Annotated in this window: 13 protein-coding genes and 1 pseudogene; 5 read left to right on the top strand and 9 right to left on the bottom strand. The window is 69.4% G+C overall.

Annotation, left to right across the window (positions count from 1 at the left end):
• Nucleotides 1-88 precede the first annotated feature (88 nt).
• The 4 genes and pseudogenes from J7E96_RS22490 to J7E96_RS22475 all read left to right on the top strand — a co-directional run bounded on the left by J7E96_RS22490 (nt 89) and on the right by J7E96_RS22475 (nt 2,696).
• Nucleotides 89-574 carry an Lrp/AsnC family transcriptional regulator gene (locus J7E96_RS22490; protein WP_215133464.1) on the top strand — a complete coding sequence of 162 codons (486 nt, stop codon included), beginning with the start codon at nt 89-91 and terminating at the stop codon, nt 572-574.
• A gap of 62 nt (nt 575-636) precedes the next feature.
• Nucleotides 637-1,239 (top strand): transcriptional regulator, encoded by a 603-nt coding sequence (locus tag J7E96_RS22485; RefSeq protein WP_215133463.1) that lies wholly within the window; start codon nt 637-639, stop codon nt 1,237-1,239.
• 16 nt (nt 1,240-1,255) lie between these two features.
• Nucleotides 1,256-1,447 (top strand): hypothetical protein, encoded by a 192-nt coding sequence (locus J7E96_RS22480; protein WP_215133462.1) that lies wholly within the window; start codon nt 1,256-1,258, stop codon nt 1,445-1,447.
• Nucleotides 1,448-1,481: 34 nt separating this feature from the next.
• A pseudogene (locus tag J7E96_RS22475) lies at nt 1,482-2,696 on the top strand (MFS transporter).
• Nucleotides 2,697-2,704: 8 nt separating this feature from the next.
• Here the strand turns inward: J7E96_RS22475 and J7E96_RS22470 are convergent.
• The gene (locus tag J7E96_RS22470) at nt 2,705-3,355 is read right to left on the bottom strand and encodes a transposase family protein (protein ID WP_215133461.1); all 651 of its coding nucleotides are present in this window, start codon (nt 3,353-3,355) and stop codon (nt 2,705-2,707) included.
• 53 nt (nt 3,356-3,408) lie between these two features.
• Nucleotides 3,409-3,603, bottom strand: a complete 195-nt coding sequence (locus J7E96_RS22465) for an AlpA family transcriptional regulator (RefSeq protein ID WP_214980843.1) — start codon at nt 3,601-3,603, stop codon at nt 3,409-3,411.
• 87 nt (nt 3,604-3,690) lie between these two features.
• On the opposite strand from J7E96_RS22465, the gene J7E96_RS22460 reads away from it, so the two are divergent.
• Nucleotides 3,691-5,700 (top strand): transposase, encoded by a 2,010-nt coding sequence (locus tag J7E96_RS22460; RefSeq protein WP_215133460.1) that lies wholly within the window; start codon nt 3,691-3,693, stop codon nt 5,698-5,700.
• A gap of 15 nt (nt 5,701-5,715) precedes the next feature.
• Here J7E96_RS22460 and J7E96_RS22455 read toward each other — a convergent pair whose 3' ends face one another.
• The 7 genes from J7E96_RS22455 to J7E96_RS22425 form a co-directional block, all read right to left on the bottom strand.
• Complete coding sequence (locus J7E96_RS22455) at nt 5,716-6,528, bottom strand: S16 family serine protease (RefSeq protein ID WP_215133459.1); 813 nt, start codon at nt 6,526-6,528, stop codon at nt 5,716-5,718.
• Nucleotides 6,529-6,769: 241 nt separating this feature from the next.
• A complete protein-coding gene (locus tag J7E96_RS22450; protein WP_214969334.1) occupies nt 6,770-7,411 on the bottom strand; it encodes an IclR family transcriptional regulator in 642 nt (213 codons plus the stop codon).
• Between the two features lie 325 nt (nt 7,412-7,736).
• Nucleotides 7,737-9,518, bottom strand: coding sequence for a DEAD/DEAH box helicase (locus J7E96_RS22445; protein ID WP_215133458.1), 1,782 nt, complete (start codon nt 9,516-9,518; stop codon nt 7,737-7,739).
• Between the two features lie 120 nt (nt 9,519-9,638).
• Complete coding sequence (locus tag J7E96_RS22440; protein ID WP_215133457.1) at nt 9,639-10,022, bottom strand: type II toxin-antitoxin system death-on-curing family toxin; 384 nt, start codon at nt 10,020-10,022, stop codon at nt 9,639-9,641.
• The gene (locus J7E96_RS22435) at nt 10,023-10,220 is read right to left on the bottom strand and encodes an Arc family DNA-binding protein (RefSeq protein ID WP_215133503.1); all 198 of its coding nucleotides are present in this window, start codon (nt 10,218-10,220) and stop codon (nt 10,023-10,025) included.
• A gap of 41 nt (nt 10,221-10,261) precedes the next feature.
• A complete protein-coding gene (locus J7E96_RS22430; RefSeq protein ID WP_215133456.1) occupies nt 10,262-11,716 on the bottom strand; it encodes an MFS transporter in 1,455 nt (484 codons plus the stop codon).
• A gap of 130 nt (nt 11,717-11,846) precedes the next feature.
• Complete coding sequence (locus tag J7E96_RS22425) at nt 11,847-13,010, bottom strand: lactonase family protein (protein ID WP_215133455.1); 1,164 nt, start codon at nt 13,008-13,010, stop codon at nt 11,847-11,849.
• Nucleotides 13,011-13,295: the final 285 nt, after the last annotated feature.

Raw genomic sequence — 13,295 nt, 5'->3', positions numbered from 1 at the left:
GAGAATGAGCGTGCGATCTGTACAGGATGCTCAGGGTCGTCGCGAGGCATCGGAAGAAGCATCGGAAGCATCAGGAGGCGGGTACCCCATGTCCACCGACGGTATCGACGAACTCGACGGCCGGCTCATCGTGCTGCTGGCGCGCGAGCCGAGGATCGGAGTGCTGGAGGCGTCGCGCCGCCTGGGCGTGGCGCGCGGGACCGTACAGGCGCGGATGGACCGCCTCCAGTCCAATGGAGTGATCCGCGGATTCGGCCCGGACGTCGATCCGGCCGCGCTCGGCTATCCGGTGACGGCGTTCGCGACGCTGGAGATCAAACAGGGCCAGGGAGCCGACGTACGGGCGCATCTGACGACCGTCCCGGAGGTCCTGGAACTGCACACCACGACCGGGCACGGCGACATGCTCTGCCGCCTCGTCGCCCGCTCCAACGCCGATCTCCAACGGGTGATCGACCGGGTTGTCGGCTTTGAGGGCATCGTGCGGGCCTCCACGGCGATCGTCATGGAGAACCCCGTGCCGCTGCGGATCATCCCGCTCGTCGAGCAGGCCGCGGCGGACCGGCCGGGCTGACGCAAAGAAGAGGTTGCAACGAAGTGCTTGCAAAGCATTCTTTGCAAGCCTACGGTAAGGGCATGCCCACGCAGCCCGAGCCAACGCCCCACCCAGAGCACCCCGCACTCAACACCCGCACCCTGGACGCCCGTTCACTGCGCGGCCTCGCCCACCCCCTCCGCATCCAGCTGCTGGCGTCCCTCCGCCACGACGGCCCCGCCACCGCCTCCCAACTGGCCGACCGGCTGGGCGAGTCCAGCGGAGCCACCAGCTACCACCTGCGCCAGCTCGCCTCCCACGGCTTCGTCGAGGACGACCCGGAGCGCGGCAAGGGCCGCGAGCGGTGGTGGAAGGCGGCGCAGGAAGGAACCACCTTCAGCAGGGAGCTGCACCGCAGCCCCGACCCCGCCGTACGCGGAGCCGCGGACCTCTTCCTGCACGAGATCGCGAACACCCACACCCAGGAGCTCGGCACCTGGCTCGCCACCTCGCGCGAATGGCCCGAGGAGTGGGCCGGCAGCTCGGACATGAGCGACTTCACGCTCCAGCTCACCCCTGAGCAGCTGAAGGAGCTGAACGAGAAGATGCACGCGCTCGTCATGAGCTACCACGGACTGTCCGACGAAGGCTCCGCCCAAGTCCGCCTGCATACACACTCGTTCCCCCGCCACCCCACGGACTGAGAGGAACCCTCCCGCCATGCACCCGGACATACACCTCCGCCTCCACCACCAGCGCGCCGCCGAACTGCACGCCCAGGCCACCCAGTACGCCCGCATCCCCCGCCCGGCGCCCCGCCACCCCCTGCGCACCCGCCTCGGCTGGACCATGGTCGAGATCGGCCTGCGCCTCGCCCAGCACCCTCCCGCCCGGCCGGCCCGTATCGCATGACCGCCCAGGGGGAAGAAAACCTTTCGCGGCCGTACTGGCCGCCAACACCATCTCCATAGCCGGTACTTCACTCACCATGATCGGCGTCCCGTGGTTCGTGCTCGAGACCACGGGCAGCGCCGGCCGGGCCGGCGTCGTGGCCTTCTGCGCGACGTTGCCGGTCGTCGTCTCCGCGCTCGTCGGCGGCCCCTCATCGACCGGATCGGCCGCCGCCGCGTCTCCGTCGCCTCCGACCTGGTGTGCGGCCTCGCCGTCGGCGCGATCCCACTGCTGCACTACGCCGGCGCGCTGGAGTTCTGGATGCTGTGCGCCCTGATGGCGCTCGGCGGCCTCGCCCATACGCCCGGCATGACAGCCCGCTCCGTCCTGGTCCCCGACCTCGCCGCCCACGCCGGCACCACCCTGGCCCGCGCCGCCAGCCTCTTCGAGGGTGTCTCGCGCGGGGCCCGCATGATCGGGGCCGCGCTCGCGGGCGTACTGATCGCACTGTTCGGTGCGGAGGCGGTGCTGCTGCTCGACGCGGCGACGTTCGCGACATCGGCGCTGCTGGTCGCGGCGGGGGTACGGGGCGTACGGGCGGCCGAGCCGCAGAAGGCCGCGGCACCGGCCTCATTCGCGAAACCGCACAGAACTCCGCGAAGGCTACGTCTTCCTCCTCCGCCACCGCCTCCTCCTGGCCATGGTGCTGATGGTGATGCTCACCAACGGCCTCGACCAGGGCTGGAGTGCGGTCCTCCTGCCCGTCCACGCCAAGGACAACCTGGGCGGCGCGACCGACCTGGGCCTGCTCGCCGCGGTCTTCGGCGGCTGCGCGCTGCTCGGGGCCCTGCTCTACGGCGCGGTCGGCGAGCGATTCCCGCGCCGGGCCGTCTTCACGGTCGCGTTCCTGCTCTGCGGGCTGCCGCGCTTCGTCGTCGCCGCAGTCGCGGACGGAACGGCCGCGCTGGCCGTGACGATGGCGGCGAGCGGTCTGGCCGCCGGGATGCTCAACCCGATCCTGACGACGGTGACGTACGAACGCGTCCCGCAGGAGCTGCGCAGCCGCGTCGGCGGCGTCGCCACGGCCGGCTGCGAGCTGACCATGCCGCTGGGCGGTCTCGCGGCGGGGCTGCTCGTCCAGGAGGCGGGGCTGGTGACGGCGCTGCTGGTGGTCGGCGGGGCGTACTTCCTTGCGACGCTGAGCCCGGTGGTCTTCCCGTCCTGGCGGACGATGGACGACGTAAAACAACCAGCGGCTGCTAAGACTTGATCCGTAAATCATGCGTGGTCGATCTTAAGGTTGTGGAGTGCGGCCACGGCGCGGCTGGTCTGGTTGATCGTGTCGCCGCGTCGGCGGTGCTGGCGTAGCACTTGGTAGTCCTTGAGGCGGGCGATGCCGTGTTCAGCCCGCGCCCGCCTTTTGGCGAACGGCTTGCTCTTGTTGCGGCTGGTGATGACCTCGGGCGCGCTGCGGTATGCACCGTCTCCGATGGTCAGGCGGTGTCCGGCGACCTGCTCGGCCATGGTGGCTCGGAAGACGATGATGTCGTTGCGGTTGCCTGGCCAAGCGTCACCTACGGCCATGACGCGCCGGTCGCGGGCGCGGAAGGTGAACCGGACGTTCACCGAGCGCCGGTAGTTCTTCGACTTCGCCGTCTTGGTCTGGTCGTGCAGGGGGATGAGGGTGCCGTCCACGACCCACAGCTCTGACCGGCGGTCGTCGGGCGGGTCGAGGAGCTGGGCGATCAACGGTGTGAGCCGGTCGATGATGCGGTGCACGGTCGCGACGCCGACGCCGAAGAGGTCGGAGAGTTGACGGTTGGTGAGGTTGGTGCGCCATGCGACCAGGGCGAGGAACGCTTTGACCGGGAGGCCGGTCCAGTGCAGGAGGGATCGTGGTCGCAGACTGGTGACGTTGATCTTTGACACGAACGGACAGAACAACGCATTAGGTCAACTACTTCCCGTTCAGGAAAGGTCAGTTAATCTCCCCGCTTCGGGTGGGCTTCCCGCCACGCGTCCAGTCGGTCAACCGGCCACAGGGGGGTGCGCCCGACGTAGACGGGGGCGGGGAAGTCGGCGCGACTGCTGTTGAGGTTGTAGACGTGCTGCACGGTGACCTTGAGTCGCTGCGCTGCCTGCTTCGCGTCTTCGTATCCAGGAATCTTAATAGCCATAGACCCCATTCTACGTCGTTTGCCATAGCTGAACTACTCATCTAATGTGTCGTATGTCAGCTAATTCTGAGAGGGGAGGTGACGGTCATGCAGGCTGCCCAGCCGCAGCGGAAGTTCCGGGGAAAGAACAAGGCCCCGAAGTGGAAGAAGCCCGACGACGGGATGGTGTCGGTGATGGTGCTGCCGCTGGCCGTCACCAACCCGGCCGATTTGGCCCGCGTGGAGAAGCTGTTCGGCGCGATGGGCTCGCTCAAGCGGGCCGTGCAGCGGGACGCCCGCGCCAAGGTCGATGCCTACTGGGCCGCGTACCACGAGCGCAACGAACAGGGCGCGAAGGCCGTGCGGCAGCGCCTCGGCCTGTCCCGCGAAGCGTTGGAGCGCTGCGCATACAGGCACCTGGAAGACTCCGGGCACCTGGGGCACCACGCCTCCAAGGCCCTGGCGATGCACATGGCCGACGAGGTGTGGAACGGCGTCCAGCGGCACCTGTTCCCCGACGCGACCGGCAAGCGGCACGGACGCCCGAAGGTGGGACGCCGGCACGACTTCACCCGCATCCCCGGCCGCGCCCGCTCCCACACCACCGTCAACAAGTGGGAGACCTTCCGCCTCATCGGCACCCTCCACGGCCATGTCATGACCTACACCGACGGCGGCCAGCACGAGCTGATGCAGCCCCGCCGGATGCCGAAGCCGATCATCACGGATGGCAAGGTACCCACAGGCAAGACCACCGCGTCCGGCAAGCCCGCGACGCGCAAGGCCACCTGGTGGGACCACACCGGCCCCCTCGCCGTCGTCTTCTCCGGAGGCCCTGACAGCGAACACGGTGACCTCGTTCTCCCTGTCCGCATCCCCCAAGGCGCGGGCCAGTGGGAGCGCGTACAGCACTTCCTGTCGAATCCGGGCCGCTGGCACAAGGTGGACCTCGTGCGCCGCCGCAAGGCGTCCGCGCCGGGCGGCTGGGTGTACGAGGCGCACCTGATGATCCTCGGCCCCGGATACACCTCCCCGGCCGTCCAGCAGATGCGCGAGCAGGCCGCCCAGCTCGACCGGATCGGCGGGGTGGACGGCAACGTCTCCAACCTGTCCGTCGTCTCTTTCCCCGCCAGCCTCGACCCGAAGGACGGCACCCCGGAATCGTCCGAGGTCGTGCTGACCGACGAGGAGAAGACACGGCTGGAAAAAGCCGCCAGGAAGCGGCGGGGCCGTGCGCGGGCGCTGGAACGCTCCCGCCGGGCGACGAACACCGCGCAGTATGGGCTGTCGAAGAAGCAGAAGGTCAGGGCCGAGCGGCGGACCGCGAAGGGGCTGCCGGCGAAGCAGGTCACCACGCCGGGTGGCGCTCGTGCTGCCCGCACGGACGGGGTGCCGAAACAGGCGTTCCGCCGCGACCGGCTGTCGGCGAACTACCGGCAGCTGCGCGCCCGCCAGGCCGAGCACGCTGCCTCCATGGCGGAACACCGTCGCCATCGCGCCCGCACCGTGGCCCGCGAGATCATCGCCGCCCACGGGCCCGTGCTGGTCGTGGAGGACTGCGACATCCGCACCTGGTACCGGCTGTGGGGCAAGCGCCTGTCCCAGACCACGCCAGGAATGCTCATCTCCGTTCTGGAGAACGAGTGCGGGGCGGCAGGCGGGCGGCTCGTCCGCGCCTCCACCTGGTCAACGGCCCTGTCCCAGCACTGCCTGTGCGGCGAGCGCGTCAACAAGACACTGCGGGACCGCGAACACAAGTGCATCGCCTGCAGCCTCGTCGGCAAACGCGACCTCGTGTCCGCAGCCCTCGCCGCCTTCGTCCGCTTCACCGACGTGGACGACCCCAAGACCGCGCACCTGGACACCACCGCGTCCCGGCACGCACAGATCGTTTTCGATGAAGGGCTGGAAGAAGCCCTGGCTGAGTCAACCACACCGTGCCAGAACACCCCTCGGGGTGCTGGTCGCGTGGCAGTCCCGCGCCAACGCGGGACCTCTGCTCACCGAACCGCCGGACGGCGGCCCCGAGCGACCCCGGATGAGACACGCCCCGTGCGTGACCACGCCGGGAAGCCCGGGACCCGCCCCGGCTGCAATCCGCAGCTCACCCTCTGGTGAATTACGGATCAAGTCTTAGCAGCTCGGAACCTTCCCGCCGCCGCCGCCGACGCCGCCGCCCTTCTTCTCCAGCTCCACCAGAGCCCGCACCGCGTCCTTGAGCGTCGTTACGGGCACCAGGCGCAGCCCGTCGGGCAGCTCGGCCTGAGCCTGCGAGCACTCTTCCTTCGGTACGAGGAAGACCGTCGCCCCGTCGCGCCTGGCCGCCTGCGTCTTGAGCGGTACGCCGCCGACGGGGCCCACGTCTCCGCCGGAGGTGATCGTGCCCGTACCGGCGATGTTGCGGCCGCCGGTGAGGTCGCCGCCCGAGCCGTCGCCGTCCAGCTTGTTCACGATGCCGAGCGAGAAGAGCAGACCGGCGCTGGGGCCGCCGATGTCGGCGAGTTCGAGGTCGACCTTGACCCGGTCGGGGCTCTTGCGGAGGTAGCCGAGTGCCGCGTCGACGGCGGTCTCCTGCGACTGCTCCATCTCCGCGACGTTGTGCTTCTCGATCTCGGCGTCGGTGCCGCCGGTCGGGTAGACCGCTTCCTTGGGCAGGACGGCCCGGTCGGTCCTGAACCAGGCGTCGGCGACCTGCCCCAGGTCGATGTCGACGGACGGTCCGGTCGCCACGATCGTCGTCATCCGCAGCTGCCCGGTGGTCTCGCGGACCGGCGCCCCGGTGATGGTGATCACCGGCTTTCCCTTGTCGTCACCCAGGACGTTCGCGGTACTGCCGGGCTGCGCGAGGACGTACGGCAGCGGCGCGAACCCGGCCACGGCGAGGAGCGCGAGCACGGGGGTCCCGCAAAGGGCGAGGACGCTGGGACGGGAGAGACGTGAGAGCACGCCCCTAATCTAGGCCCGGACTTCGCGGGTCGCTGAAAAGGTTCGCCGCAGCGGCTCTTCGGCGTCCGAACCCGACCGGATCGGACCGGCATTGCGATCGCCGTTGCGGACCGGACTGAGCGGCGATCGGTCGTGACCAGTTGATCTTCACGATCGGGTGACCTGCGAAGTACGGGTCTAGGCCCTGTCGTGGACCTGGTGGGCCCGCACACCCCTCCCCCGCGCACCTCGCGCGCACCCCTCACCGCAGCGCGTCGGCAACCTCCCGCGCCGCGTCGACCACGCGCGGCCCGACCCGCTCCGGGACGGAGTCGGCGAGCATGACGACCCCGACGCTGCCCTCCAGCCCCGTTATGCCGACCAGCGGTGCGGCCGCGCCGCTCGCGCCCGCCTCCAGTTCGCCGTGGGTGAGGGTGAAGCCGTCGACCGCCAGCGCGCCCTGACGGGCCGCGAGGATGGCCTTGCCCGCCGCGCCCCGGTCGAGCGGATGACGAAACCCTGTGCGGTACGCCACGTGATAGTCGGTCCACGTCGGCTCGACGACCGCGACCGCGAGCGCCTCGGCGCCGTCGACCAGGGTCAGGTGCGCCGTGGCGCCTATGTCCTCGGCGAGCGAGCGCAGCGCGGGCAGGGCGGCTTCCCGTACGAGCGGATGGACCTGACGGCCCAGGCGCAGCACGCCGAGGCCGACGCGGGCACGTCCGCCCAGGTCGCGGCGTACGAGCGCGTGCTGCTCAAGGGTGGCGAGCAGCCGGTAGACGACGGTCCGGTTGACCCCGAGCTTGTTGGAGAGCTCGGTGACGGTCAGACCGTGGTCCGTGTCGGAAAGCAGCTTGAGGACACGAAGTCCTCGGTCGAGCGTCTGGGAGGTTTCCGCGGTCACGACGCCCACTCCTCTGTGGTGAGTGCGGCGGCTCTCTCACGCTGTGCGTCGCCGGTCCCTTCGGCGGCGCGCGCTGAGGCCGCCGACAGGCCATGGCACCGGCTGCGCTCCGAGGCGGCTCTGCCACGGGGCGTATGCGTTGCGGGAAAGGTAGCGATCGACTCCGCTCAGCGGAAGACCTCGTCCAGAATCCGGGCGCCGAAGAAGAGTTGATCCACATTCGTGACCAATTCCGCGCCACCCCGGAATTGGAGGTCCCGACACCGACAACGGAGCGGGGCCCGGAGACAATCCTCCAGGCCCCGCTCCCCACCTCATTAGGACGTCACCGCATCCGGGTGGCCCACTCCTGAACCTTCTTGATCCGTTCCTGGAGCTGCCCGGCCGTGGCCTCCGCGCTGGGCGGCCCGCCGCAGACGCGCCGCAGCTCGGTGTGGATCACGCCGTGCGGCTTGCCGGTCTGGTGGACGTACGCGCCGACCATGGTGTTCAGCGACTTCCGCAACTCCAGCAGCTGCTTGTGCGTGACGACAGGCCGCGACTCGGCGGGCTTCTCCAGCAGATCCGCCTCTGCCGCAGGCCGTTGCCTGCTGTGCGCGATCTGCCGGGTCTGCCGCTTCTGAAGCAGGAGCTGTACTTGATCGGGTTCCAGCAGCCCGGGAATCCCGAGGTAGTCCTGCTCCTCCTCGCTCCCCGGGTGGGCCTGCATGCCGAACTCGGCGCCGTCGTACAGCACCCGGTCGAAAACCGCGTCGGACTCAAGAGCCTCGAAGGGCAGCTGCTCCTCGGTCTCCTCGTCCTCCAGCTTCTCGGCGTCGGCGAGGAGCTTGTCCTCCTCCGCGAACGGGTTCTCGTCCTCGCCGCCCTTCTTGGGCTTGTCGAGGACGTGATCCCGCTCGACCTCCATCTCATTGGCGAACTCGAGAAGCATCGGAATCGTAGGAACGAACACCGAAGCGGTCTCTCCCCGCCTCCGCGATCGCACGAATCGCCCGACGGCCTGGGCGAAGAAGAGCGGCGTGGAAATGGTCGTCGCGTACACCCCGACAGCCAGCCGGGGTACGTCGACCCCTTCCGACACCATCCGCACGGCGACCATCCACCGCGACTCGTCCGCGCTGAACTGGTCGATTTTCTTCGAGGCGGCCTTCTCGTCGGAGAGAACCACAGTCGGCCGGTCCCCGGTGATCTTCTTCAGAATCTTGGCGTACGCGCGCGCACTGTCCTGATCCGACGCGATCACCAGCCCGCCGGCGTCCGGGATTCCCTTGCGCACTTCCGTCAGCCGGGTGTCGGCGGCCGCCAGCACATTCGGGATCCAGTCCCCCGTCGGCGCGAGCGCCGTCCGCCAGGCCTGCCCGATCGCGTCCCTGGTCATCGGCTCGCCGAGCCGGGCGGCGATCTCGTCACCGGCTTTGGTGCGCCAGCGCATGTTGCCGCTGTAGGACAGAAAGATGACCGGCCGCACGACACCGTCGGCAAGGGCATTCCCATACCCGTACGTATAGTCGGCGGAAGACCGCCGAATTCCGTCGTTCCCTTCCTCATACGCAACAAAAGGGATGGGGTTGGTGTCGGACCGGAAGGGCGTACCGGTCAGGGCCAGCCGCCGGGTCGCCGGATCGAACGCCTCCTGGCAGGCCTCGCCCCAGGACTTCGAGTCACCGGCATGGTGAATCTCATCGAGAATGACCAGCGTCTTGCGCTGCTCACACCGATTCCGGTGGAGCATCGGACGTACGCCGACACCGGCATAGGTGACGGCGACCCCGTGGTACTCCTTGCTGAGCGGCCCGGCGCTGTAGTCCGGGTCGAGCTTGATGCCTATCCGGGCCGCGGCCTCCGCCCACTGCTTCTTGAGGTGTTCGGTCGGCGCGACGACGGTGATCTGCTGCACGACGTGGTGGTGCATCAGCCACGAGGCGAGCGTCAGCGCGAAGGTCGTCTTGCCGGCGCCGGGCGTCGCGACGGCGAGGAAGTCGCGCGGCTGGTCCTGGATGTACTTCTCCAGCGCCCCCTGCTGCCAGGCACGCAGCTTGTTGGCGGTGCCCCAGGGGGCGCGGCCGGGGAAGGCGGGTGAGAGGTGGTGGGAGGCGGTAGTAGTCACGGTCTCCGGTTCGCGGGCTCTCGGGGTCACAGGGTGCGTACGACAACCGGGCCACCCTACCGGTGGCCCGGTCGCGTGCCCGCCGGTGCGACGCGGTGACCTCGCGGAGTGCGATACGGGTCACACCGCTTCGTGCAGGGCCCTCAGTCTCCGGGCGATCTCGCCGACGTCTTCGAGGACTCCGGAAGCGACCTCGATGACGAGCTTGTACGACTCGTCCTGATCGACGTCGACCATTTCGGTGCCGTTGAAGTCGAGGAACACCACCGTGGACATCCACGCCATGCGCTTGTTGCCGTCGACCAACGGATGGTTCACGGCGAGCGATTGCAGCAGCGCAGCGGCCTTCTCGAAGAGGTCGGTGTACGCCTCGACACCGAACATCTGCGACTGCGGGCGATGCACCGCCGAACTGAGCAGCCCCAGATCGCGCACCGCGACCTGTTGCTCCCCACAGGCGATCTCCGCCAGGTCCAGGACCTCCTGGACCGTCAGGTACTTCATCTACTCCCCCAGCCGCTTCAGCAGGTCGGCGTGGCGCACGGCGTACTTCGCGCCGAGCCGCTTCACCGTCTCGCGGTCCGCCTCCTGCTCCAGGTAGCGGTCGATCGCCTGAAGCACTATGGCGTGCATGCTGCGCCCCTCCTCCTCGGCCCGGAGCTTGAGCGCCTCTTGCTGGTCGTCACGAAGACGCAGGTTCATAGCCATACCACGACGGTACCACCATTGGGGCCATCGTGGTACTACTCGCGCGCCCGCAACCGCGTAGCCACCCACGCCCCCACCAGCGCCACCCCAGCCATCGGCAGGAACACCGCCGCGAAGGCCGCCGGGTGGGAGGCGGAGGTGGCCGTGGTCGCAGCGTGACCCACCGCCCCGCCGCCCAGCGCCGCGAAGACCGCACCCCCAATCGCCAGCAGCATGACATTGGACAGCCCGTCGGAGATCTGAAGGGCGGCGGAGTTCGCGCCCGCCTCCTTCGGCGGCGACAGTTTGAGCAGCAGCACACTCGTCGAGGCGATGACCGTGCCCATGCCGAAGCAGCCGACACCCCAGGCCACCGCGACCACCCACACCGGAACGCCGGGAATGAGCACGCTCGGCGCGGTGGCGATGGCAGCCGCGACCAGCACCATGCCCCCGGAAACCATCCGCTCCCGGTACGGCTCCACGCGCGGCCGCGACTGTACGTACGACCCGAGCGCCCACGTCGCACCCCCGACCGCGAGCGAGAGCCCGGCCATAGTCGGCGACAGCCCGCGCTGCGTAACCAGCATGAGCGGTACGAACGACTCGGCGGCGATGAACGACCCGGCAGAGATCCCCCGCAGCAGCACCACCGAAGGCAGCCCGCGCGCCGCCCGGTACGTGCCGCGCGGCAGCAGCCCCAGCACGGCCGGCACGAGCAACGCACCCCCCACCACCGCCGGAACCACCGACAGCCACCGCAGCTCCTGCCCGGCGTACTGAAGCAGCCCGGCCCCCAGCGAGATACCGAGCGCGAGCCGGATCCGCCGCCGGTCGAAGGCCGGCACGGGCGCACCGGCGTCGGCGGGCCCGCCCGCCATGCGCCGTATGGCGGGCAGGGCAAGAGCAAGCGGAAAGACAACCAGCACCGGAATACCGACAAAAACCCACCGCCACCCAAGCTGCTCCGTAACAGTCCCGGACACGAGCGGCCCCACAACCGACGGCACGACCCAACTGGCGGCGAACGCGGCCAGGATCGACGGCTGCAACCGAGCCGGATACGCCCGGCTGACGACGACGTACAGCGCGACGATCACGAGCCCGCCACCAAGACCCTGGACGGCCCGCCCGACGATGAACAGCCACATGGCATCCGCCGTGCCGGAGAGCAGCAGCCCAACGCCGAACGCGCTGATGCCGGCGGCGAGCGGCCCGAGGGGACCGCGCCGGTCGGCCCACTGCCCGGACAGGACCATGGCGAAGAGGCTGGTGGTGAAGTACGAGGAGAAGGCGAAGGCGTACAGCGAAACACCCCGAAGCTCCCTCGCGGCGACGGGCATGGCCGTACCGACGGCGGTCGCTTCGAACGCGATGAGCAGGACGACGGCGATGATGCCGATGCTGAGCGCGCGATGGGACTTGCCAAGAACGCCGCTCTGATCTGCGGGTACGCCGGGTATCTCGGCTTCGGGCGCGACCTCGGCGTCGCGCGGCTCCAGGGCGGTCATTCGCCAAGGGTAAGGGGCACAGCCCGGAATGGCCCCTGTCCCAAGGAGGTCCCGCCGTCGGCCTTTGGTCGTACATCCGGGCCGACATATGAACACAACATGGCAGGCGACGTCGGTTCGATTCCGATCACTAGACGGGCAGCACGCACACCGGAACAGGCGCCGGAAACACCGCCCCCGCCGACGCGAGCCGCCCCGTCCCCCGGTCCACGCGGAAAACCGCGACCGTGCCCGACTTCTGATTGGCGGCGAACAACAGCGCGCCGGACGGGTCCAGAGCGATGTGCCGTGGGTACGAGCCCCCCGCCGGCACCACGGACACCAGCCGCAGCGCCCCGCCCCCGCACTCAACACGAAAGACGGCGATGCTGTCGTGCCCCCGGTTGGAGACGTACACGAACCGCCCGTCGGGCGAAACAAGCACTCCCGCAGGGTAGTTGCGCTCGGCAAGCGCGGTGCCGGGCGCCAGAGTGGACTGGGGGGCGCCGGGGGTCAGGACCCCACTGCGCCGCTCGTAACCGCACACGACCACCGAGCTGTCCAGCTCATTGACGACGTACGCGTGGAGCCCGGAGGGATGAAAGGCGAGATGCCGAGGCCCGGCTCCAGGCTTCATCGCGGCACGTTGAAGTTCCCGGAGCTTCCCGCTGCGCGGGTCGAGCCGATAGGTGTGGACAGTGTCGGTGCCCAGATCGACGGCGACGACGTACCGCCCGCCGGGATCCGTGACGACCATGTGCGCATGCGGCCCCTTCTGCCGCTCGGGGTCGGGCCCGGACCCTGTATGCCGTACGACGTCGGTGGCCTCTCCCGGCATTCCCCCACGCCCGATGGGGTGTACGGACACGCTCCCGCCGGTGTAGTTGGCGGTCAGCAGGAACCGCCCGTCGGGGTGCACGGACAGGTGGCAGGGATCGGCGCCACCCGTGCCACGAACAGGCCCCAGCACCTCGGGCGCCCCGGCCCCGACACGCACGGCGGTGACCGCACCCTCGGCGCGCTCGTCGACGGCGTACAGGGTGCGTCGGTCGGGCGAGAGCGCAAGGAAGGAAGGATTCTGCACGCCGGCGACCACCCCGGTGGAGGTCAACTGCCCGCTGCGCGGCCGGTACGACGCAAGCCCGATGCCGGTGCCGCCGCCGGGCTGGGTGGTGTACGTACCGAGGTAGGCGCGGCGTAGGGCGGGTGCGGTGGCTTGCGCGTCGCCCCTGGTGAGCGCGACGGCGGCCCCCGCACCGGCGAGCAGCCCGAACCCCCGTCGGCTCACGCTCACGCCACGCGTCGCATCACTCATGAGACCCCTCACGCATCAGAGAGTTCGAGAGCCGGCACTGCGTCGCATACTCGCCTGCCCCAACACACCGGGACAAGGGGCCGCGCGGACTTACCCCCAATGCCCTTGAGCGCTCACCCCGCTGCACGGGTGCTGCGACGAACCCACCACATGTCGCAAACCCAGCCATCCCCAACGAGTCAAACCGGGCGAATCAGACGCCCGCCTTCGTCATCTGCTGGTTTCGTCCCACCCACCCACACCAGCAACCTGCTTGGAGCCCCACCGACCACCGGCCGGGGCGGA

Origin of the sequence: Streptomyces sp. ISL-96 (genome assembly GCF_018614035.1) — a bacterium.
GTDB lineage: Bacteria > Actinomycetota > Actinomycetes > Streptomycetales > Streptomycetaceae > Streptomyces.
The sequence above is the reverse complement of the archived record's forward strand: the minus strand, read 5'-3'. Positions and strand labels throughout refer to the sequence as shown.

Excerpts from the sequence above, each read along its gene's own strand:
- J7E96_RS22430 (WP_215133456.1), bottom strand. The coding sequence starts at position 11,716 with ATGACCGCCCTGGAGCCGCGCGACGCCGAGGTCGCGCCCGAAGCCGAG.
- J7E96_RS22490 (WP_215133464.1), top strand. The coding sequence starts at position 89 with ATGTCCACCGACGGTATCGACGAACTCGACGGCCGGCTCATCGTGCTG.
- J7E96_RS22465 (WP_214980843.1), bottom strand. The coding sequence starts at position 3,603 with ATGGCTATTAAGATTCCTGGATACGAAGACGCGAAGCAGGCAGCGCAG.
- J7E96_RS22440 (WP_215133457.1), bottom strand. The coding sequence starts at position 10,022 with ATGAAGTACCTGACGGTCCAGGAGGTCCTGGACCTGGCGGAGATCGCC.
- J7E96_RS22480 (WP_215133462.1), top strand. The coding sequence starts at position 1,256 with ATGCACCCGGACATACACCTCCGCCTCCACCACCAGCGCGCCGCCGAA.
- J7E96_RS22485 (WP_215133463.1), top strand. The coding sequence starts at position 637 with ATGCCCACGCAGCCCGAGCCAACGCCCCACCCAGAGCACCCCGCACTC.
- J7E96_RS22460 (WP_215133460.1), top strand. The coding sequence starts at position 3,691 with ATGCAGGCTGCCCAGCCGCAGCGGAAGTTCCGGGGAAAGAACAAGGCC.
- J7E96_RS22425 (WP_215133455.1), bottom strand. The coding sequence starts at position 13,010 with ATGAGTGATGCGACGCGTGGCGTGAGCGTGAGCCGACGGGGGTTCGGG.
- J7E96_RS22435 (WP_215133503.1), bottom strand. The coding sequence starts at position 10,220 with ATGAACCTGCGTCTTCGTGACGACCAGCAAGAGGCGCTCAAGCTCCGG.